The sequence below is a fragment of the Streptomyces sp. NPDC087310 genome (genome assembly GCF_044744405.1).
Classification (GTDB): domain Bacteria; phylum Actinomycetota; class Actinomycetes; order Streptomycetales; family Streptomycetaceae; genus Streptomyces.
Map to the genome: position 1 here is coordinate 1,323,835 of NZ_JBIUYF010000001.1, position 20,152 is coordinate 1,343,986.

A 20,152-nucleotide genomic window follows, 5' to 3' on the forward strand; every position below is an offset into this window, starting at 1 on the left:
GCTACGGGGCGCGCGGTTCCGGCCGACCCTGCGGTTCCGGAGGTTCCGGAGGTTCCGGAGGTTCCGACCGGTCCTGCCGACCCTGCCGGTCCGGCCGACCCTGTCGGGCCTGTCGTGGCCTGTGTGTCCTTACGGGTCATGTCAGTGGTCCCCCTGGTGGCGGAGCGCGACCGCGGGGTCGGTGCCGCGCCGGGCGGCCAGGGCCGCGGTGATCAGCAGGGGCACGGCCGCGACCCCCGCGAGGAACAGGGCCGCCTGGGGCAGCGGGAGTTCCACGAGGACTTGGGGCACGGGCCGGTCGGCGCGCGAGGTCAGCACGGTCAGCGGGACGAGCGCCCGCGTCAGCAGGGCCCCGAGCCCCGCGCCGACGGCCAGGCCGATACCGATCAGCACCCCCTGTTCCGTCACGACCAGCCGGGCGAGGCTCCGGCGGGGCGCTCCGAGGGCGCGCAGCACGGCGAGTTCGGCGGTCCGTTCGCGCAGGGACGCGGCGGCGGCGACCGCGAACCCCACGGCGGCGAGCGCGGCGGCCACCAGAGCGACGGCGATCAGCGCGGCGCGCGGCCCGTCGCCGAGCGGATCGCCGAGCAGTCCGGCCGCCGTCTCGTCGCGTACGAGCACCCGGCCGGGGCCGGTCCCGTCCGCCGGGTCGCGCAGCGCGGACGCGACCTGCGCGGCGGCGCCGGGTTCGGTGCTCAGCCACCACTCGTTGGGGGCGAGGGCGCGGTCGGTGCGGGCGGTGAGGGCGGCGTTGACGGCCCGCAGGTCGACGAGGAGCGCACCGGCGTTCTGTGACGTACTCGTTGTGCCGCCCTCCGCGCTCGCGCCCGCTTCCCCGCCCGCTTCACCACTGACGTCCGCGACCGCCTCCACGTCCTCGGTCGTCCCGGTAGTCCCGGTCGTCGGCAGCTCTCGTACCGTCTTCACGATGGTCACCCGCACCTGCTCCCCCGCCAGCGTCAGATCGACGCTGTCCCCGCGCCCGGCCCCGGTGGCCCGCAGGAAGCCGTCGGTGGCGACGGCCGCGATCCGCTCCGGGGCGGCGGCGCCCACGACATCGAGCCGGACGGCGAAGTAGCCGACGACGTCACGCTCCACCTGCCCGGTCGGGTACGAGACGGTCAGCGGCGCCGACGTCCCCGAGGCGGGCGAGGCGGCCGAGGCGGGCGCGGTCGGTTGCAGGGCTTTCGGCGCGCTCTCCGCGGAGCCCTCCGTCACCGTGGCGCTGCCGCGCCAGCGCACCTCGTCCGGTACGGAGACGGGTACCGGGCGCGCGTCGTCCCCTGCTCCCATGGCGAGCAACCGCCCGACGGTCAGCCGGTGTTGCTGGGACTCCCGCTCCGGGGCCGCCCCGCCGAGCCGCAGCCCGGTCACGCGGAGCGGCCCGGCGGGGGCGCTCCGGGTGCCCGCCGCGGTCAGGTCCAGGTCGAGGGAGGCGCGGTGGAACCGGCCGTCGGCGGGCACCTGTCCGGCGCTGAGCCGGTACGGGATGCCGTAGCGGTCCTCGACCACCACCAGGAGGGTGGCGGCGGGGGCGCCCGACGCGCCCTTCCCCGCCGCGATCCGTACGTCGAGGGTCAGCCGGCGGGTGTCGTCGGGCAACGCGATCCCGGTACGGGCCTGAGGTTTCGGAGACGACGCGTTCCCTTGCACCGGACCGTTCGCCGCCCCGTCCAGCAGGCTCCGCGCCGGCTCGTCGGCGAGGTCCGGGCGCAGCAGCATCCCCTCCTCGGCGTGGGCGGTGTCCAGCGCGAGTACGGTCGCCGTCTGGCCGCCGGACAGACCCGCGTCCGTACGGTGGGCGGGTGCGGCCTGCCGTACCCCCGGCTGCGCGGCGTAGAGGCCGGCCTGACCGGGGTCGGCGGGCCTGCCGTCCAGGACCCGTACCGAGGCGCCCGTGGCGAAGTCCGCCTGGTCGTGCTGGGACCGGTCCCACGACGCGCTCTGGCCGAGGGCGAGGAGGCCGGTCGCCACGGCGAGGACCAGCAGCAGGACGGGCCCGGCGCCGCGCAGCGACCGGCGGCCGAGGCGGTGGGCGGCCAGCGCGCCGGGCAGGCCACGGCTCCTCGCGGCGCGGCGCTCGGCGAGCAGCGCCAGGGGAGGCAGCAGCCGCAGCGTCAGCACCGTACCGGCGAGCAGCGCCAGCGCGGGCGCGGCGACGAGCAGCGGGTCGATACCGAGGCGGCCTTCGCGGTCGCTGCCGAGCGCGCCGGTCCCCGCCCCCGTGCCGGTCTGGCGGTCCAACTGCCAGTAGGCCAGGGCCGCGATGAGCAGCAGGCCGAGGTCGGCGCCCGCGCGTACGGGGGCGGGCAGCGCGGCGGCCCGGCCGCGCGCCCCGGCCGACTCGCCCGCGCCGGCCGCCCCGGCCAGGGCGGGCAGGACGACCAGGGCCGCGCAGCAGAGCGCGACCGCCGCCGAGACGGACCACACCGGCCAGTCCGGCAGGTCACCGAGGCTCGCGCCAGAGCCGTCGGCGCCGGGCGCGGACCGGCGCGCGAGCAGTCCGGTCAGCGGGGCCGCCAGCGGCGGGGCGCAGAGGGCCGCCGGGAGGGCGAGCAGCGCCGCTTCCGTGGCGGCGAGGGCGGCGAGCCGGCCGCGCGAGGCGCCGCGCGCCCGCAACAGGCCCGTCTCGCCCGCCCGTTCCGTGGCGAGGGACCGGGCCACCAGCAGCAGGGTGTACCCGGCCAGGAGCAGCAGTTGCAGCGCGACGATCACCAGGGTGGACCGGGACACCAGCAGCGCCCGCTCGGTCCGGTCCAGCAGGGACGGCAGCGCGGTGCTCACCGTCGCGTTCCCGCCGAGCGCCGGCTCCTCCCGCAGCCGCTCGGGGACCCGGGTGGACGCGGTGCGCAGGGCGTCGATCCGGTCGGTGGTGACGCCCCGGTAGTCGGCGGTGGCCAGCCAGCCGGTGGTGAGTGAGGTGACGGGGCCGGGGCCGGTGGTGAGGAAGGACGTGTCCGTGAGAAGCGGGCCGTAGGTGGTGAAGTCGACCTCGCGCACACCGCGTCCGCCGAGTGCGTCCAGCCGCCAGTACGGCTCGGTGGGGTCGGTGGCCCGGTACACACCGGTGATCCGGACGATCAACCGGTCGTCGGTCAGCCGGTCGGTGAGGACGATCCGGGCGCCCGGCGCCAACTCCAGCCGCCGGGCGGCCTCTTCGGGCAGGGCCACCGGTATGGGTACAGGCGCGGATTCAGATTCGGGGTCGGGGTCGGGGTCGGATTCGGGGTCGGGGTCGGGGTCGGGGTCACCGGTGCCGCCCGCCGGTGCCCGTCCCGGCAACTCGCCCGCCACCAGGGTGATCCGGGAGCGGTCCAGGGCGGCGAAGTGGGTCAGGTCCGGCTTGTTCTCGTCGAGCGGGGGTGCGGCGGCCCCGAGCGACGCGGGCAGCGCGTACGGTCCCGAGCGCTCCAGCTTCCGTACGGTCACGGGCAGCCCGTCGAACGCCTCCCGCACACCCCGGACCACGGCCTGCTCCGCCGCGTCCCGCCCCGTCACCGGAACGTCCGCGCCGACGACGAGCGCGGCGGCAGCGGCGTCCCGGCCGCGCAGGGTCTCGCGCAGCGCCGTGTCCCCGACGGAGCCGGAGAACGCGGTGAGGGAGGCGAGGACACAGGTGGTCAGCACCACGGCGAGCAGCGCGGCGGCCAGCAGCAGCCGATGCCCCGCCGCACGCAGAAGAACGAACCCCGTCACGCGTCCCCCGACAACCCGCACGCCGTTCGGCCGGAACCGCCACGGCTCTCTTCCAGGTCTCCCCGTTGATCCATGCCCAGCCAAACACAGAACGGGCTCATCTCCTACCCTGTGCCCGCACATACTGTGGCCGGGCCGGCCATCACAGGCGACGACGTTCGGGGGATGCGCCCATGACGGAACACACCAGCACGCACGGGACCACCGCCCACCCGGCCACCACGCACCCGGCCGCCGCACACCCGGAGGGCACCGGCCCGCCGGACGGCCGGCGGTCCGGCGGTCCGATGGTCAGCGCCGAGGACCTGCACCGCTCGTACGGCACGGGCGCCACCGCCGTCCACGCGCTGCGCGGCACCTCGCTCGACATCGCACGGGGTGAACTGGTCGCCCTCAAAGGGCGCTCCGGGGCCGGGAAGACCACGCTGCTCAACCTGGTCGGCGGCCTGGACGCGCCGGACCGGGGGCGGATCGTCGTCGACGGCGCCGACCTCTCGGACCTCGGCGAGGACGGGCTGCTGGAGCTCCGCCGCGACCGGGTCGGGTTCGTCTTCCAGTCCTTCGGTCTGATCCCGCTCCTCACCGCGGCCGAGAACGTGGGGGTCCCGCTGCGGCTGCGCGGGGCGGATCCGCGCGAGCGCGAGGAGCGGGTGGCGCTGCTGCTGGCCCTCGTCGGCCTCACCGACCACGCGGCGCAGCGCCCCGGCGAACTCTCCGGCGGCCAGCAGCAGCGCGTGGCCCTCGCCCGCGCCCTCGCGAACCGGCCGGCCCTGCTGATCGCGGACGAACCCACCGCCCAACTGGACGCCCACACCGGGCTCATGGTGATGGAGCTGCTGCGGACGGTCGTACGGAGCGAGGGCGTGACGGCCCTGGTCGCGACGCACGACCCGCAGTTGCTCGATCTGGCGGACCGGGTGGTGGAGCTGAGCGACGGCCGGATCGTCGAAAGCTGAGATCCGGATCTGGCCTCGGATCCCTCGCCCCTTCTCGTCTCGTTACGCTCGACCCTCGACCGGACAGGACGACGAAAGGTGGCGGCCATGGCGGCGGCAACAGCGAGGATCCCGGCGGCGGCCGTGGCGGCGGGCGGGCTCGTCGGCGGGTACGGGGTCGCCCGGTGGACGAAGAAGCGCCCCCTCGGCGGGGTCGCGCTCGCCGCCGCCGGGGCCGTCGCCGCGCGCGAGTGGCACCGTACCGGCGGGACGGCGGCCGCGGTGGGGCTGACCACGCTGTACGTCGCGGCCTTCGCCGGATCGCACCCCCTGGCCAAGAAGGTCGGGGCCTGGCCCGCGGTCTTCACGGTGGCGGGCGCGGTGGCGGCCACGTCCTGGGCGGTCACGCGGCGCGGCGGCGCGTGACCCGGACGCGGACCCGGACACGGATGCGGACCCGGCCTCAGACCCGGACTCAGCCCCGGCAGAAAAGTTTTTTCGGACGCGTTGAACACCCCGGGGCCGGGCCGCGTACTTAACGGCAACTCCCCCATGGTGGCTGGGCGCGTGAACGGACGACAGGGTCCGGTACACGCGCCCAGCACTTTTTCCTCAGGCGCCCAGCGCGTGCGACACCGTGTAGATCAGCAGACCGGCCAGCGCGCCGACCACCGTGCCGTTGATCCGGATGAACTGAAGGTCCCGGCCGATGTTCGCCTCGATCTTCTTCGACGTGTCGGCGGCGTCCCAGCTCGCGACGGTGTCCGAGATCAGCGAGGTGATCTCGCCCCGGTAGGTGGAGACGACGTACGCCGCCGCGTCCTCGATCCACCCGTCGAGCTTTCCCTGGAGCCGGTCGTCCGTCACCAGCCGGCCGCCCAGCGAGAGCAGCGAGGCACGGGCGCGCAGGCGCAGCTCGCTGCGGTCGTCCTCGGCCGCCGAGATGATCATTCCGCGTACGGAGGACCAGGCCGAGGCGATGATGTCCTGCACCTCCGGGCGCGCCAGCAGTTCCGACTTCAGCCGCTCGACCCGCGCCCGGGTCTCCGTGTCGGACTGGAGGTCGGCGGCGAAGTCCCGCAGGAAGCGGTCGATCGCGCCGCGCGCCGGATGCGTCGGCATGTCGCGCATCTCGGTGACGAAGCGCACCAGTTCCTTGTAGACGCGGTCCCCGATCCTGCGGTCCACGAACCGCGGCGTCCACCCCGGCGCCCCGCCCTGGACCGCGTCCATGACCGAGTCGCCGTGCTCCGCCAGCCAGTCGTGCGCCCGCGCGCAGATCAGGTCGACGGCCCGGTGGTGGGCACCGTCCGCGACGATCTTGTCCAGCGTCTTCCCGATGCCCGGCGCGATCTCCGCCGCGTCCGCGCGGCGGGTGATCGCCTCACCGACGACGGCCTGGACGTCCGAGTCCCGCAGCACGGTGAGGGCGCCGCGCAGCGCCGTGGACAGCTCGGCGGTGACCCGGTCGGCGTGGTCGGGCTGGGCGAGCCAGGTACCGAGCCGGCCGCCGATGCCGAGGGCGCGCAGCCGGGTCCTCACGACATCGGCGGAGAGGAAGTTCTCCCCGACGAAGGAGCCCAGCGAGGCGCCGAGCTGGTCCTTCTTGTTCGGGATGATCGCGGTGTGCGGGATGGGCAGACCGAGGGGGTGCCGGAAGAGCGCCGTCACCGCGAACCAGTCGGCCAGCGCGCCGACCATGCCGGCCTCGGCCGCCGCGGCGACGTAACCGGCCCAGGGGCCGGCGCCGGAGTTCTTCGCCCAGGTGGCGAGGACGAAGACCAGGGCGACGAGGACGAGCAGGCCGGTGGCGGTGGTCTTCATACGGCGTACGCCGCGCCGCTTCTCCTCGTCGGCGGCCGTGTAGGAGAACCCGGGCAGCCCCGAACGGCGCCCCGCCGACCCTCCGGGAGCTCTGGGGGCCCCGGAGGCCCCACCGGCGGACGCCCCGGAGGGTCCGGACGCCCCGGACGCCCCGGACGCCCCGGACGCCCCGGAGGGCCCGGAGGTCCCGGAGGTCCCCGCCGTCAGCTCCTTGCCCGGAGCCGATTTATCCGGATCCGTACGTTCCATCCGCTCCACCCGTCCACGTACGCCACACGACTGACCCACTCGTACACATTGTCCCTTCCTCTCGTACTCCCGGGGCGCACGTCGAGTTCCCGGCGCGATGCCGGATGATTGTTCTGTACGCAGGGGTGAGGGGATACGGGGCCATGAACAGACATCGCGGATTTGCCCTGCTCGGGGGGCTCATAGGGGTGGTGGCGCTGGTGTGCGCCGCCATATTCGGCGGGTTCGGCCTGCTGGCCACCGGCTCGGACACCGGCGCCGGTGCCGACAGCGCGAACGGCACGGCCGCCACGAGCGGTACGGGTACGGGAGGGGCGCGCGGCCAGAACCCGCCGCCCGGCCGGGCGGCGCCCGCCTCCGCCGACGCCTGGACCGGAACATGGGCCACGGCTCCGGCCGGGGTCGAGACGGGGATGCCGCACGGCCACCCCGGGCGTTCCATCCGTAACGTCGTGCACACCAGCATCGGCGGCACCAGCGCCCGGGTCACCCTCTCCAACCTCTACAGCCCGCGCCCCCTCGTGATCGGCCATGCCTCCGTCGCGGTCGGCGCGGGCGGCCCGCGCGCGGTCGACGGGACGCTGCGGCAGCTCTCCTTCAACGGGCGCGCGGCCGTGACCGTACCGGCCGGCGGGCAGATCATCAGCGATCCGGTGGCGCTGCGCGTCCCGTACGACGGCGATCTGCTGGTCACGCTCTTCACGCCGGTCGCGGGCGGGCCCGTCACGTACCACCCGTCCGCGCTCCAGACCTCGTACCTCGCCGACGGCGACCGTACTCAGGACTCCTCCGGGGCCCCGTACACCGAGCCGAGCAAGGTCTGGCGCTACCTGACCGCCGTCGACGTGCAGAACCGCGAGTCGCGCGGGGCGGTGGTCGCCTTCGGCGACTCGATCACCGACGGCGTGGGCTCCCGCACCGACGCGAACAGCCGCTGGCCGGACATCCTCGCCGACCGGCTGAGCGGCCGGCACATCGGCGTGCTCAACGAGGGCATCGGCGGCAACACGGTCCTCCAGGACTCCGTACAGGACCGCAAGGGCGCGAGCGGCATCTCCCGCTTCCAGCGCGACGTCCTCGACCGCGCGGGGGTACGGACCGTCGTCATCGACCTCGGCGTCAACGACATCCTGCGCGGCCAGGAGCGCGACCCGGGCAGGATCACCGCCGGGCTCAGGGAGCTGACCCGGCAGGCGCACGCGCGCGGGCTGCGCGTCATCGGCTCGACGCTGACGCCGTTCGGCGGGCACCGCGGCTACACCGCGGAGAACGAGTCCGTACGGGAACGGGTCAACGCGGAGATCAGGGCGGGCGGTGTCTTCGACGACGTCGTGGACTTCGACCGGGTGGTGCGCGACCCGTACGCCCCCCACCGGATCAGGCCGCTGTACGACGCGGGCGACGGCCTGCACCCCAGCGACGCCGGGTACCGGGCGATGGGCCGCGCGCTCGACCTGGAACTGCTGGAGACGAAGGCGCCCGCGGCGCTGTAGAGGAAAGCCACGTGGGGGGGGAGGCAGCAGGAGGGAGCGTCAGGAGAGGGCGAACAGGAGGGAGCGGTACGGAACCGTCCCCTCCGCCGGCTCACGGGCGCCTACGGATGCCTACGGACGCCTACGGGCACCCCGCCTCACGGGCGCCCCGCCTCACTCCAGCTCCCCGCGGTCCGGCTTCTTCTCCAGCCGGTCCGTCTTCTTCTCCAGACGCTGGCGCTTGCGCTCCTCCTTGAGCCGGCGCTTCTCCGCCTCCCGGACCTTCCGCTCCACCCCGACCCCGCCCATCAGCGCGAACCCGGTGACGATCACGCGCGGTGAGCCGGGGCTCACCGCCGCCTCGTCGCGGCCCGCCTCGCCGAAGCCGCCCATCAGGCCGAAGCCCCTGACCTCGACGTCCAGCTCCGGCGGGACGGTGACATGGACCCCGCCCATGATCGTGAAGCAGCGGATCACCACGTCGCGGTCAGCGAACCGCGCCTCGCGCAGATCGATCTCGCCGCCCGCCTGGAAGACGACCGCCGTGAACTTCCGGCCCACCGTCCACGTCCCCTTGCGGCCGAAGCCGCCCCAGAACGCGAACGCGCCCTTGGACGTGGCCGGCTCGCGGCCGACGCGGTCGGCCCAGACGCCCGGGGCGGTCTCCCGGTCGGCGGTGCGCGCCACGTCCGTGGTCGTCCCGGGCGCGGGCAGGTCCCGTACCAGCGGCACCAACTCGCCGTGCGTACGCGCCTGGTAGGCCACGCCGAGGCGCTCGTCGAACTCCTCCATCGTGAGCCGGCCCTCGGCCATCGCCTCCCGCAGCCGCTCCGCCACCTGCTCGCGCTCGGCGTCGGAGGCACGCGTCTCAGGCCGTTCACTCGTCATGGGAGCAGAGTAGCCACCCCCTGAGGCCCACGTCACACAGGCGTTCGGTTCACACGGCCGTTCGGTCCGCGTACATCGTGGCGATCACCGACTCGATGTCCGGCTCCCGCACCGAGAGGTCCACGAGGGGATACTCCGCCGCGATCCGCGCCACCAGCGGCGCCGCCGACTCCGTCGCCGGGAACGCCAGCCACTGCCGCGGCCCCTCCACCTTCACCACCCGCGCGCCCGCCGCCACCACGTCGATCGGCGGCAGCTCCCGCTCCAGGTCGACGACGAGCGTCCGCTCGCTCTCCCCCACCTCGTGCAGCCCGGCCAGCGCCCCGTCGTACAGCAGCCGCCCGTGGTCGATGACCATCACGCGCCGGCAGAGCTGCTCGATGTCGGTCAGGTCGTGGGTCGTCAGCAGCACCGTCGTCCCGCGCTCCGCGTTCAGGTCGCGCAGGAACTGCCGCACCTTCGCCTTCGAGACCACGTCGAGCCCGATCGTCGGCTCGTCCAGGTAGAGCACCTCCGGGTCGTGCAGCAGCGCCGCCGCGATGTCGCCGCGCATCCGCTGGCCGAGCGAGAGCTGCCGTACCGGTACGTCCAGCAGCTCCCCCAGGTCCAGCAGCTCCACGCACCGCTCCAGATTGGTCCGGAACCGCGCGTCCGGGACCCGGTACATCCGGTGCATCAGCCGGTACGAGTCGATCAGCGGCAGGTCCCACCAGAGCGTGGTGCGCTGCCCGAAGACCACCCCGATCCGGTGCGCCAGCCGCGTACGCTCACGCGACGGGTCGATGCCCGCGACCCGCAGCCTGCCGCCGCTCGGGGTGAGGATGCCCGTGAGCATCTTGATGGTGGTGGACTTCCCGGCGCCGTTCGGGCCGATGTAGCCGACCATCTCGCCGCGCGACACCCGGAAGCTGATGCCGTCGACCGCCCGCACCTGGTACTTCTCGCGGCGCAGCCGGCCCGTTTTGCGGCGGACGTCGAAGACCTTCTCCACGCCGTCCAGCTCGATGAAACGCGACGCGTCGTCGTCGTTGTCGGCGCCGTCGCCGTCGTTGTCGCCGTCGCCGTCGCCTTGGTCCGTCGTCATCCGTGCGCCCTCTTCCTTCTCTTCCTTCTCTTCCGGCCCGGTTCGACCGGTTCGACCCTCAGCTCCCCGTACTGCGGTACGCCCGCAGCCCCAACCGCCACACCACCCCCGCCAGCGCGCAGCACCCGCACGCCACCACCGGCGGCAGGAACGCCACCGCGTCCGGCAGCCCCAGCGGGCTCTCCCGGCCCAGCACGTACAGCGCCGGGATCCAGTTGACGAAGGCCAGCGGCACCACGAACGTCACCCCGCGCACCAGGTCCCTCGCGAAGACCGTCGGCGGATACTGAAGCAGCGTCGTCCCGCCGTAGGTGAACGAGCTCTGCACCTCGGCGGCGTCCAGCGCCCAGAACTGGAACGCCGCGCCCGCCACGAACACCGAAGCGAAGATCGCCGCGCCGCTGATCAGCATCATCGGCATCATCAGCACCCGTACGACCGTCCAGTCGATGTCCAGCGCGAGCAGCGCGTAGCCCAGCACCAGCAGCCCCTGGAGGACCCGGCCGAGCCGGCGCAGCGCGAACCGGTCGGCCGCCACCTGCGCCAGTACGGGGACGGGCCGCACCAGCAGCGTGTCGAGCGTCCCGTCGCGCACCCGGCGGCCCAGCCGGTCCATCGAGCCGAGGAGCAGATCGGCGAGGCCGAAGGCCGTGGCGGACGTCCCGTACAGGAAGGCCACTTCGGGCAGCGCGTAGCCGCCCAGGGCGTCCACGTGCGTGAACATCAGCAGGATCGCCACGAAGTCGAAGGCGGTCACCGCGAAGTTGGCGAGCGCCGTCATCGCGAAGGACGCGCGGTACGCCATCGTGGAACGCATCCACATGGCGACGATCAGGCCGTACGCCCGCAGCCCGTCCCGCAGGGCCGCCGCGCGCGAGGTCCGCGGAATCCACAGCTCCGCGTGTCCCCCTCCCTCCGCCACGGATCCCTCCGCGAGCGTCTCGTCAGCCACCCTGGACCACCACCCTCCTCGTCGCCACGGTCTGGAGCAGCCGCCCGGCCACCAGCAGCCCCGCCGCCCAGCACGCCTGGAACGCGTACGCCTCCATCAGGTCCCACCCGGTGCGCCGGCCGAGGAAGACGTCCGCCGGGATCTGGAGCAGCGAGGACCAGGGCAGCGCCCGCGCGATCTCCCCCAGCGCCCCGGGGAAGAGGGTGAGCGGCAGCAGCAGCCCGGAGAAGAACGTCCCCGCCAGGAACGAGATCTGCGCCACGCCCGCGCCGTCCATCAGCCAGAACGCGGAGAGCGCGACGAGATAGCGGAGCGCGAAGCTGACGACCACCCCGAGCAGTACGGACAGCAGGAAGGCCGCCCAAACCAGCGGTGAACCCGGCATCGCCAGGTCGAAGGCGAGCGAGCCGATCGCCATCGGCACGATGCCGCGCCCCAGCAGATGGAAGAGCGCGCGGCCCAGGTCCCCGGCGAGCCACCAGAGCTGGAGGTCGGCGGGGCGGTAGAGGTCGACGGCGATGTCGCCGGTACGGATGCGCTCGATCAGCTCGTCCTCGAAGCCGCCGCCCATCATGGCGCAGGTCATCAGCAGCGCCTGGCCGAGCCAGACGAAGGTGACGGCCTGGGAGAGGTCGTAACCGCCGAGCTGCGGCCGTTCGTCCCAGAGCGCGGTGTACGTGTACGCGATGATGAAGCCGAACACGGTGTTGGTGAACGTCCCGGCCACGGTGGCCACCCGGTACGTCGCGTGACGCCGGAACCCTCCCGCGGCCACCGCTGAGTAGAGCCGCACGAAGGCCCCTTCCTCTCTCTTCGAATGCCGGTCGGACGCCGGTCGGACGCCGGTCGTCCGTCGGTCGTCCGTCGACGGGACGCCTGCCGGACGCCGGACAACGGCTGCGGGCGCCAGGGCCGACGGCCGCAGGCACCAAAGCGCACGACCCTAGTCCTGTCCGACGGGCCGCCGCGACCGAATAATCCGGCCCGCCCGGGCGCCCTCTCGTCCCCGTGCCACCGTTCTGGCCGTGTTTCATAGGACTGCGCAGCGTTTCTTATGCCTGCGTTACGAATGGCCTGATACGACACCGTTATGCCGGAGAGTCAACCTTCGGCCACGGCCGAGGAGTCTCCACGCACATGAACGACGAGCCGCAGCGGCAGGGCTGGGCCCCGCGAGACACCTCGGCACCCACCCCGCCGGGCCCCGCCGACCGCACCGGCGGCACCGGCGGCAAGAAAGCGGACAGGAAGGCGGACAAGCGGGCCGGCAGGCAGGCGAGGAAGCGCGCCCGGAAAGAGGCCGAGCTGCGCCGCCGTACCGGCCCGCGCGGGCTCCTCCCGACCTGGCGCATGACGCTCGGCGCGCTCCTGTTCTGCGCGCTCCTCGTCATCGGCGGCTTCGCCCTCGGCTACAAGCTCGTCGACATCCCGGCCGCCAACGCCACGGCCACCGCCCAGTCGAACGTGTACCTGTACGCGGACGGCACGGAGATCGCCCGCGACGGCGAGATCAACCGCGAGAACGTCCAACTCGCCCAGGTGCCCAGGACCGTACAGCGGACCGTGCTCGCCGCCGAGGACCGCGGCTTCTACAACGAACCCGCCGTCGACCCGCAGGGCATGATCCGCGCCGCCTGGAACACCGCCACCGGCAAGGGCACCCAGGGCGGTTCCACCATCACCCAGCAGTACGTCAAGAACTACTACCTCGGCCAGGAACAGACGATCGCCCGCAAGGCCAAGGAGTTCTTCATCGCGATCAAACTCAACCGCGAGCAGACCAAGGAGCAGATCCTCCAGGGCTATCTGAACACCAGCTTCTTCGGCCGGAACGCGTACGGCATCCAGGCCGCCGCACAGGCGTACTACGGCAAGGACGTCGAGGGCCTCACCACGGCGGAGGGCGCCTATCTGGCATCGCTCCTCAACGCGCCCAGCGAGTTCGACGTCGTCCTCCACCCCGAGAACAAGCCCGCCGCCGAGGCCCGCTGGAACTACGTCCTCGACGGCATGGTCAAGGAGAAGTGGCTCGACGCCCGCACCCGCGCCACCCTGAAGTTCCCCACACCGGGCCCCATCAGGTCCGCCGCCACCGGCCTCTCCGGACAGCGCGGCTACCTCGTCCAGGCCGTCGGCGACTACCTCACCGGCCACCACATCATCGCCGCGAACACACTGGCCACCGGCGGCTACCGGATCACCACCACCCTGGAACGCAAGAAGCAGAACGCCCTGGTCAAGGCCGTCGACAACCAGGTCACCTCGCAGCTCGACAGCTCCCGCGCGGCCGACCGCAACGTCCGCGTCGGCGGCGCCTCCATCGCCCCGGGGACCGGCCATGTGGTCGCCATGTACGGCGGCATCGACTACACGAAGCAGTACGTCAACAACGCGACCCGCCGCGACTACCAGGTCGGCTCCACCTTCAAACCGTTCGTCTTCGCCGCCGCCGTCCAGAACGGCTCCGAGACCCAGGACGGCCGGCCCATCACCCCCAACACCGTCTACGACGGCGACACCGGACGCATGGTCGAAGGCCCCGGCGGGCCCACCGGCTACGCCCCGGACAACGAGGACGACGTCGACTACGGCCCCATCACCGTCAGGACCGCCACCGACAAGTCCGTCAACGCCGTGTACGCGCAACTCGCCGAGGACGTCGGCCCCGCCACCGTCAGGAACACCGCCGTCGCGCTCGGCATCCCCGCCGACACCCCCGACCTCACCGCCTCCCCCTCCATCGCCCTCGGCCCGGCCACCGCGAGCGTCCTCGACCTGACCCAGGCGTACGCGACCCTCGCCCACCACGGCGAACGCACCCCGTACACCCTCGTCGCCAAGGTCACCAAGAACGGCACGGACATCACCCTGCCCGCGCGGGCCACCACCCGGGCCGTCAGCCGTGAGGCCGCCGACACCACCACCGCCATGCTGCGCGGCGTCGTCGACGGCGGGACCGGCACCGCCGCCCAGTCCGCCGGCCGCCCGGCCGCCGGCAAGACCGGCACGGCGGAGGAGGACCGGGCCGCCTGGTTCGCCGGATACACCCCGAACCTGGCCACGGTCGTCGCGGTCCTGGGCGCCGACCCGCGCACCGCACGGCAGGAGCCGCTGTACGGGGCCCTCGGGCTGGCCCGCATCAACGGCGGGGGCGCGCCCGCCCAGATCTGGGGCGAGTACACCGCGAACGCCCTGCGCTCCACCCCCGTACAGGACTTCGACCTCCAGGTGGAGGCCGGCTCGACCGAGACGGCCTCCCCCGACCAGCAGGAGTCCCCGGAACCCAGCACACCGGGCAGCGCCTCGCCACGGCCCAGCACCCAGGGGCAGAGTCAGGGACAGAACCAGGGACAGACTCAGGGTCAGTCACAGGGCCGAACGGGTGGCGCCACCACCACAGGATCCACCGGCGGAGGCCAGAGCCCACCCCCCGGCCAGGGCCGGACACCGGGCGGCACGGACGGGAGCGGCGGCGGTACGACGACCACGGGAGGCGGCGCGACGACCGGCGGCACCGCCGACGAGGGGCCGTTCACCGGCGGCGCGGGAGACAGCGCGGGCGGCGACGGCACCGGCGGTACGGGAGACACCGGGGCCACGGACGGCACGCCCACCACAGGCGGCACGGCGGGACAGGGCCCACCACCCACCCCGCAGCAGGACCCGGGCAACCTCTAGGGGTCTCGTTCGGGCATCAGTGGCCGGACGTGACCTTCAACCCCACCACGGCCACCACCAGCAGCGAGACGAAGAAGATCCGGGCGGCGGACGCCGGCTCCCCCAGCACCACCATGCCCAGCACCGCCGCACCGGCCGCGCCGATACCGACCCACACGCCGTACGCCGTACCGATCGGCAGCGTCTTGGCGGCCTGCGCCAGCAACACCATGCTCACCACGATCCCGGCGCCCGTGAAGAGGCTCGGCCACAGCCGCGTGAACCCCTCGGTGTACTTCATCCCGATCGACCAGGCGACCTCGACCAGACCCGCGACGACCAACAGAACCCACGCCATGACGGCACCTCCGGCACAGAAAGCACGGACAACAGGTGCGTCGTCTTTCGATTACCCCGGTACGGCGCGTCTCGTCGGGTTACAACCCAACGTAGCAAACGCCGAAGCGCCGATGCCTCCTGCGATCCGGTCGCTACAGATAGAGCCCGGTGGAGTCCTGGGAACCCTCGAACCGGTCGGCGGCGACCGCGTGCAGATCGCGCTCCCGCATCAGGACGTACGCCACCCCGCGCACCTCGACCTCGGCCCGGTCCTCGGGGTCGTACAGCACCCGGTCCCCCGGCGTCACCGTACGGACGTTCTGCCCCACGGCCACCACCTCGGCCCAGGCCAGCCGCCGGCCGACCTCCGCCGTCGCCGGAATGAGGATGCCGCCGGACGAACGCCGCTCACCCTCCGGAATGTCGGTCCTGACCAGCACGCGGTCGTGCAGCATCCGGATGGGCAGTTTGTCGTGTTGGCTGGGGGAGTTCTCGCTCACGCCCCAGAACCTACCTGCCCGCGGCGCTCCCGTACGCCAGAGGGGTGACACGGGCCCGCCGCGGGAACGCTCACCTCTTCCGGCGCCTACCCACCTTCGCCGCCTTCGCCGGCCTGCCCGCCATCACGAGCAGCCCGACCACACCCACCGCGAGCAGCGCCACCGGCACCACCCGCTCCAGCCGGGGCCCGCCGTCCTCACCGACGAACGACGCGCGCACACCCGCCACCGTCCTGTTCACGGCGACGAACGCCCGCCCGGCCGTCTGATCCACCGTGGAGGCCACCTTGGCCTTCGCGTCGCCGACGATCGTCTTCGGGTGCACCCGCACCCCGATCTCGTCCAGCGTCTCGGCGAGCTGCCCGCGCCTGCGGACGATGTCCGCCTCGATCTGCGCCGGGGTCCTGGAATCCGACACCGCGCTGCCTCCGTCGTCGTGTCCGGTAGTCCTTGAGCGACAGTGTGTCAGCTCCACCTCGACCTCACCCGACGGCACCCCCGATTACGCTCAGGCGCGTACCACCGGCACCCCGCCCGACCTCGGAGGAGAACCATGAGCGAGCGACTCACCCCCGGCGACACCGCCCCCGCCTTCACCCTGCCCGACGCGGACGGCAAGGACGTCTCGCTCGCCGACCACCAGGGCCGCAAGGTCATCGTCTACTTCTACCCCGCCGCGCTCACCCCCGGCTGCACCAAGCAGGCGTGCGACTTCACCGACAACCTCGACCTGCTCGCCGGGGCCGGGTACGACGTCATCGGCGTGTCCCCGGACAAGCCGGAGAAGCTGGCGAAGTTCCGCGAGCAGGAGAACTTGAAGGTCACGCTGGTCGGCGACCCGTCCAAGGAGGTCCTGGAGCGCTACGGCGCCTTCGGCGAGAAGAAGATGTACGGCAAGACCGTGACCGGCGTGATCCGCTCCACGATCGTCGTCGACGAGAACGGCAAGGTCGAGCACGCGTTCTACAACGTGCGGGCCACGGGCCACGTAGCGAAGATCATCAAGGATCTCGGCATCTGACGGAACTGTGACCGAAGTCCCACTTGCGTGGGACTTCGGTTTGCATCCCGCGCCACCGTGCAGAAGGTTCCCCTGGACTGCTTCACCCCGAATCACTCCGAGGGAAAGGAACCGCGCCATGGCCGGCCAGGAACACGAAGAGGTGGCCGACCCCGCAGCGGTCAAACGCCACCCCGCTCTCTTCCGCGCTGTCAAACAGCGGAAGAACCCCAAACTGCGCCGGTCCGACATCACCGTCACCGACGACCAAGCGGTCAAGCGTGCCGTGAAGGCCGCCTCCCTGGGTAACGCCATGGAGTGGTTCGACTTCGGTATCTACAGCTACCTCGCCGTCACCATCGGCCATGTCTTCTTCCCGTCCGGGAACCCCACGATCGAGCTGCTCTCGTCGTTCGCGACCTTCGCCGTCGCCTTCCTCGTCCGGCCACTCGGGGGAATGTTCTTCGGCCCACTGGGTGACAGGCTCGGCCGCAAGAAGATCCTGGCGCTGACCATGATGCTGATGGCCGTCGGCACCTTCGCCATCGGCCTGATCCCCTCGTACGACACGATCGGCCTCTGGGCCCCGGCGCTGCTGATCCTCTTCCGGCTGGTCCAGGGCTTCTCCACCGGCGGCGAGTACGGCGGCGCGTCCACCTTCATCGCCGAGTACGCCCCCGACAAGCGCCGCGGCTACTTCGGCAGCTTCCTCGAATTCGGCACCCTCGCCGGATACGTCGGCGCCGCCGGCCTGGTCACCGCGCTCACCGCGATCCTCGGCTCCGACTCGATGGAGGCATGGGGCTGGCGCGTACCGTTCCTCATCGGCGGCCCGCTCGGACTCGTCGGCCTCTACCTGCGACTGCGCCTCGACGAGACGCCCGCCTTCCAGAAGCTGGAGGCGGCGAGCGCGCACGCCTCCGAGGCCGCGGACACGGTCGAGGCCACGACGAAGGACGACCTCACCAAGATCTTCCGCCAGTACTGGCCGTCGCTGATCCTGTGCATCGCCCTCGTCGGCGCGTACAACATCACCGACTACATGCTGCTGTCGTACATGCCGACGTACCTCTCGGACCAGCTCGGCTACAGCGAGACACACGGCCTGCTGATCCTGCTGGGCGTGATGGTCGCGCTGATGCTGGTCATCAGCCAGATCGGCAAGCTCAGCGACCGATACGGCCGTAAACCGCTGCTGATGACCGGCATGCTCGGCTTCTTCTTCCTCTCCCTGCCGGCCTTCCTGCTGATCAAACAGGGCAGCATCCCCGCGATCGTGGCAGGCATGCTGATGCTCGGCCTCTCCCTGGTCTGCCTCCTGGGCACCATGTCGGCCGCGCTCCCGGCCCTCTTCCCCACGAACGTCCGGTACGGCTCGCTCTCGGTCGGCTACAACCTCTCCGCCTCCCTCTTCGGCGGCACGACCCCCCTGGTCATCACCGGCCTGATCAGCCTGACGGGCGACGACCTGATGCCGGCGTACTACGCGATGGCGGCGGCACTGGTCGGCGTGATCGCGGTGGCCTGCATGAAGGAAACGGCCCAGCAGCCGCTGACGGGCTCACCCCCGTCGGTGGAGACCCGCGAAGAAGCCGTCGAACTGGTCCAGTCCCAGACCCCGGAACCCAAGTTCTGACGCCTCCACCGCTTCGCTCTGATATCGGACGGCTGCGCCGGACGGCGTAACCGTCCGATATCCGGTTCGTTACTCAGTGCGACGCCGCGAACGCGCGGTCGAGCTGAGGAGGAGCCGTGCCCGAGCCCTACGACCGGGACCGTCTGACCGCCGCCGTCTCCGATGCGCGGAGCTGGGCCGATCTGATGCGGCGCCTCGGGCTCAGGAGCAGCGGCGGGCGGCGCCGCACCCTTCAGCGGAAGGTCGCCGACCTCGGCATCGACACCAGCCACTTCAAACAACGGAGCCCCTGGCGGAAGTACCCGGACGAGGTCATCGCCGCCGCTGTCGCCACGTCCACGACCCTGCGCGAGGTCGTCATCGCACTGGGCGCGCCACCCGCCACGGGAACGTTGTCGCACATCGCCCGCCGCATCAAAGCGGCGGGCATCGACATCAGCCACTTCCCGGGGATGAATCCCACCCGGACCGAACTGCCTTTCACCACCGCCGAACTGGCGGACGCGGCCGCCCGCGCCGACAGCGTCCGTGGCGTGGCCCGCATTCTCGGCGTACCCGACGACGGCCGGTCGCGCGCGGCGCTCGGCCGCATGCTCAAGGAGCGGGGCATCGGCACCGTTCATTTCCGTCACGCGCGCCTCGCGATCCCGGAGGCGGCGCTGCGCGCAGCGATATCCGACGCCTCCAGCTACGCGGATGTCATGCGCTCCCTGGGACTCCAGGTGAACGACACGAATCACCGGCGCGTTCGGCGGAAGGCGGCTCAACTCGGTCTCGAAACCAGCCACTTCAAGCGGCGCGGCTGGGGAACGGCGCAACCGCGCGCACCGAGACCCGTGGCCGACGACACGCTCGTCGTCCTGCCGCCAGGCTCCCCTCGCACCAACCGGCCCCGGCTGCACCGGGCACTGGACGAGATCGGTGTCCCGTACCGCTGCGCGTCCTGCGGGAACACCGGCGCATGGCTGGGTCGGCCGATCACCCTCCAGATCGACCACATCAGCGGCGACTGGCTGGACAACCGCGCCGAGAACCTGCGTTACCTGTGCCCGAACTGCCACGCGTTGACGGACACGTGGTGCCGTAGCCGCCGGAAGCGATACGGGCTCGGCGGGCAGGTCGGCTCCCGCTCACCTGAAGGGACATCGGCCCGATAGCATGAAGAGCAGCGCGCGGCCGTGTTGTAACTGGCAGCCAAGCTGGGTTTAGGTCCCAGTGGGAGAAATCCCGTGTGGGTTCGAATCCCACCGGCCGCACCGTGATCGTTGGCCCCGTCCGATGCCGGACGGGGCCGACGGCGTCTCTCAGCCCAGCAGCTCCCGTACCACCGGGACCAGCGCCCGGAATGCCTTGCCCCGGTGGCTGATCGCGTTCTTCTCCGCCGCCGTCAGCTCCGCGCAGGTCCTCGTGTCGCCCTCCGGCTGGAGGATCGGGTCGTAGCCGAAGCCGCCCGTGCCGGCCGGGGTGGGGCGGAGGGTGCCCAGGAGGCGGCCTTCCACGACGCGTTCCGTGCCGTCCGGGAGGGCCAGGGCTGCCGCGCAGGCGAAGTGGGCGGTGCGGTGGGGCGGGGCGATGTCGGCGAGTTGGGCCAGGAGGAGGTCCAGGTTGGCCTTGTCGTCGCCGTGGGTTCCTGCCCAGCGGGCGGAGAAGATGCCGGGGGCGCCGCCCAGGACGTCGACGCAGAGGCCGGAGTCGTCGGCCACGGCCGGGAGGCCGGTGGCGGAGGCGAGGGCGTGGGCCTTGAGGAGGGCGTTCTCGGCGAAGGTGACGCCGGTTTCCTTGACGTCGGGGATGTCGGGGTACGCCTCCGCCCCGACCAGTTCGTGCGGCAGGCCGGCGTCCGCGAGGATGGCCTTGAGTTCGGTGATTTTCCCGGCGTTGCGGGTGGCGAGGATCAGGCGGGTCATGCCCACCAGTATC

At 72.4% G+C, this 20,152-nt stretch carries 17 protein-coding genes, 1 tRNA gene and 1 riboswitch; of the genes, 8 read left to right on the forward strand and 10 right to left on the reverse strand.

Translation table 11 applies throughout. The features are described from left to right. Positions 1 to 141: 141 nt before the first annotated feature. Positions 142 to 3,696 carry an FtsX-like permease family protein gene (locus tag ACIO3P_RS05410; RefSeq protein WP_401855161.1) on the reverse strand — a complete coding sequence of 1,185 codons (3,555 nt, stop codon included), beginning with the start codon at positions 3,694 to 3,696 and terminating at the stop codon, positions 142 to 144. 287 nt (positions 3,697 to 3,983) lie between these two features. Between ACIO3P_RS05410 and ACIO3P_RS05415 the strand changes: the two genes are divergently transcribed. Then, positions 3,984 to 4,652: an ABC transporter ATP-binding protein gene (locus ACIO3P_RS05415; RefSeq protein WP_401794675.1), complete on the forward strand. Its 669-nt coding sequence runs from the start codon at positions 3,984 to 3,986 to the stop codon at positions 4,650 to 4,652. Positions 4,653 to 4,739: 87 nt separating this feature from the next. Next, complete coding sequence (locus ACIO3P_RS05420) at positions 4,740 to 5,057, forward strand: hypothetical protein (RefSeq protein ID WP_329826890.1); 318 nt, start codon at positions 4,740 to 4,742, stop codon at positions 5,055 to 5,057. 186 nt (positions 5,058 to 5,243) lie between these two features. Here the strand turns inward: ACIO3P_RS05420 and ACIO3P_RS05425 are convergent, their stop codons facing one another. Beyond that, the gene (locus tag ACIO3P_RS05425) at positions 5,244 to 6,704 is read right to left on the reverse strand and encodes a DUF445 domain-containing protein (protein WP_401855163.1); all 1,461 of its coding nucleotides are present in this window, start codon (positions 6,702 to 6,704) and stop codon (positions 5,244 to 5,246) included. A 143-nt stretch (positions 6,705 to 6,847) separates the two neighbouring features. Between ACIO3P_RS05425 and ACIO3P_RS05430 the strand changes: the two genes are divergently transcribed. Further along, positions 6,848 to 8,197: a GDSL-type esterase/lipase family protein gene (locus tag ACIO3P_RS05430; RefSeq protein WP_401855166.1), complete on the forward strand. Its 1,350-nt coding sequence runs from the start codon at positions 6,848 to 6,850 to the stop codon at positions 8,195 to 8,197. Between the two features lie 153 nt (positions 8,198 to 8,350). Here the strand turns inward: ACIO3P_RS05430 and ACIO3P_RS05435 are convergent, their stop codons facing one another. Genes ACIO3P_RS05435 through ACIO3P_RS05450 form a run of 4 tightly spaced genes read right to left on the reverse strand, consistent with a single transcriptional unit; the run spans position 8,351 to position 11,893 of the window. After that, positions 8,351 to 9,064, reverse strand: coding sequence for a DUF1707 domain-containing protein (locus ACIO3P_RS05435; protein ID WP_329826886.1), 714 nt, complete (start codon positions 9,062 to 9,064; stop codon positions 8,351 to 8,353). A 49-nt stretch (positions 9,065 to 9,113) separates the two neighbouring features. Further along, positions 9,114 to 10,148: an ATP-binding cassette domain-containing protein gene (locus ACIO3P_RS05440; protein WP_401794437.1), complete on the reverse strand. Its 1,035-nt coding sequence runs from the start codon at positions 10,146 to 10,148 to the stop codon at positions 9,114 to 9,116. A gap of 58 nt (positions 10,149 to 10,206) precedes the next feature. Then, on the reverse strand, positions 10,207 to 11,043 hold the full coding sequence (locus tag ACIO3P_RS05445) for an ABC transporter permease (RefSeq protein WP_329827409.1): 837 nt from the start codon (positions 11,041 to 11,043) through the stop codon (positions 10,207 to 10,209). 49 nt (positions 11,044 to 11,092) lie between these two features. Next, a complete protein-coding gene (locus ACIO3P_RS05450; protein ID WP_329826884.1) occupies positions 11,093 to 11,893 on the reverse strand; it encodes an ABC-2 family transporter protein in 801 nt (266 codons plus the stop codon). A gap of 344 nt (positions 11,894 to 12,237) precedes the next feature. On the opposite strand from ACIO3P_RS05450, the gene ACIO3P_RS05455 reads away from it, so the two are divergent. After that, positions 12,238 to 14,778 carry a transglycosylase domain-containing protein gene (locus ACIO3P_RS05455; RefSeq protein WP_401855169.1) on the forward strand — a complete coding sequence of 847 codons (2,541 nt, stop codon included), beginning with the start codon at positions 12,238 to 12,240 and terminating at the stop codon, positions 14,776 to 14,778. A gap of 16 nt (positions 14,779 to 14,794) precedes the next feature. On the opposite strand, the gene sugE is transcribed toward ACIO3P_RS05455, so the two are convergent. From sugE to ACIO3P_RS05470, 3 genes are all read right to left on the reverse strand, one after another. Beyond that, positions 14,795 to 15,115 carry a quaternary ammonium compound efflux SMR transporter SugE gene (sugE, locus tag ACIO3P_RS05460; RefSeq protein WP_329826881.1) on the reverse strand — a complete coding sequence of 107 codons (321 nt, stop codon included), beginning with the start codon at positions 15,113 to 15,115 and terminating at the stop codon, positions 14,795 to 14,797. A gap of 34 nt (positions 15,116 to 15,149) precedes the next feature. Continuing rightward, positions 15,150 to 15,216, reverse strand: a riboswitch (guanidine-III (ykkC-III) riboswitch). A gap of 32 nt (positions 15,217 to 15,248) precedes the next feature. Further along, the gene (locus ACIO3P_RS05465; protein ID WP_329827408.1) at positions 15,249 to 15,551 is read right to left on the reverse strand and encodes a co-chaperone GroES; all 303 of its coding nucleotides are present in this window, start codon (positions 15,549 to 15,551) and stop codon (positions 15,249 to 15,251) included. Positions 15,552 to 15,666: 115 nt separating this feature from the next. Then, positions 15,667 to 16,014, reverse strand: a complete 348-nt coding sequence (locus ACIO3P_RS05470; RefSeq protein WP_329826880.1) for a DUF3618 domain-containing protein — start codon at positions 16,012 to 16,014, stop codon at positions 15,667 to 15,669. Between the two features lie 135 nt (positions 16,015 to 16,149). Between ACIO3P_RS05470 and bcp the strand changes: the two genes are divergently transcribed. The 4 genes from bcp (at position 16,150) to ACIO3P_RS05490 (ending at position 19,488) form a co-directional block, all read left to right on the forward strand. Then, a complete protein-coding gene (bcp, locus tag ACIO3P_RS05475; RefSeq protein WP_401794448.1) occupies positions 16,150 to 16,617 on the forward strand; it encodes a thioredoxin-dependent thiol peroxidase in 468 nt (155 codons plus the stop codon). Positions 16,618 to 16,735: 118 nt separating this feature from the next. Beyond that, on the forward strand, positions 16,736 to 18,232 hold the full coding sequence (proP, locus tag ACIO3P_RS05480) for a glycine betaine/L-proline transporter ProP (protein ID WP_329826877.1): 1,497 nt from the start codon (positions 16,736 to 16,738) through the stop codon (positions 18,230 to 18,232). A 116-nt stretch (positions 18,233 to 18,348) separates the two neighbouring features. Further along, positions 18,349 to 19,389 carry an HNH endonuclease signature motif containing protein gene (locus ACIO3P_RS05485; protein ID WP_329826875.1) on the forward strand — a complete coding sequence of 347 codons (1,041 nt, stop codon included), beginning with the start codon at positions 18,349 to 18,351 and terminating at the stop codon, positions 19,387 to 19,389. A gap of 15 nt (positions 19,390 to 19,404) precedes the next feature. After that, positions 19,405 to 19,488, forward strand: a tRNA-Leu gene (locus ACIO3P_RS05490). Positions 19,489 to 19,536: 48 nt separating this feature from the next. On the opposite strand, the gene rdgB is transcribed toward ACIO3P_RS05490, so the two are convergent. After that, the gene (rdgB, locus tag ACIO3P_RS05495) at positions 19,537 to 20,139 is read right to left on the reverse strand and encodes an RdgB/HAM1 family non-canonical purine NTP pyrophosphatase (RefSeq protein ID WP_399299520.1); all 603 of its coding nucleotides are present in this window, start codon (positions 20,137 to 20,139) and stop codon (positions 19,537 to 19,539) included. Positions 20,140 to 20,152: the final 13 nt, after the last annotated feature.

Excerpts from the sequence above, each read along its gene's own strand:
- ACIO3P_RS05415 (WP_401794675.1), top strand. The coding sequence starts at position 3,984 with ATGGTCAGCGCCGAGGACCTGCACCGCTCGTACGGCACGGGCGCCACC.
- ACIO3P_RS05420 (WP_329826890.1), top strand. The coding sequence starts at position 4,740 with ATGGCGGCGGCAACAGCGAGGATCCCGGCGGCGGCCGTGGCGGCGGGC.
- ACIO3P_RS05425 (WP_401855163.1), bottom strand. The coding sequence starts at position 6,704 with ATGGAACGTACGGATCCGGATAAATCGGCTCCGGGCAAGGAGCTGACG.
- ACIO3P_RS05430 (WP_401855166.1), top strand. The coding sequence starts at position 6,848 with ATGAACAGACATCGCGGATTTGCCCTGCTCGGGGGGCTCATAGGGGTG.
- ACIO3P_RS05435 (WP_329826886.1), bottom strand. The coding sequence starts at position 9,064 with ATGACGAGTGAACGGCCTGAGACGCGTGCCTCCGACGCCGAGCGCGAG.
- ACIO3P_RS05440 (WP_401794437.1), bottom strand. The coding sequence starts at position 10,148 with ATGACGACGGACCAAGGCGACGGCGACGGCGACAACGACGGCGACGGC.
- ACIO3P_RS05455 (WP_401855169.1), top strand. The coding sequence starts at position 12,238 with ATGAACGACGAGCCGCAGCGGCAGGGCTGGGCCCCGCGAGACACCTCG.
- sugE (WP_329826881.1), bottom strand. The coding sequence starts at position 15,115 with ATGGCGTGGGTTCTGTTGGTCGTCGCGGGTCTGGTCGAGGTCGCCTGG.
- ACIO3P_RS05465 (WP_329827408.1), bottom strand. The coding sequence starts at position 15,551 with ATGCTGCACGACCGCGTGCTGGTCAGGACCGACATTCCGGAGGGTGAG.
- bcp (WP_401794448.1), top strand. The coding sequence starts at position 16,150 with ATGAGCGAGCGACTCACCCCCGGCGACACCGCCCCCGCCTTCACCCTG.
- proP (WP_329826877.1), top strand. The coding sequence starts at position 16,736 with ATGGCCGGCCAGGAACACGAAGAGGTGGCCGACCCCGCAGCGGTCAAA.
- rdgB (WP_399299520.1), bottom strand. The coding sequence starts at position 20,139 with ATGACCCGCCTGATCCTCGCCACCCGCAACGCCGGGAAAATCACCGAA.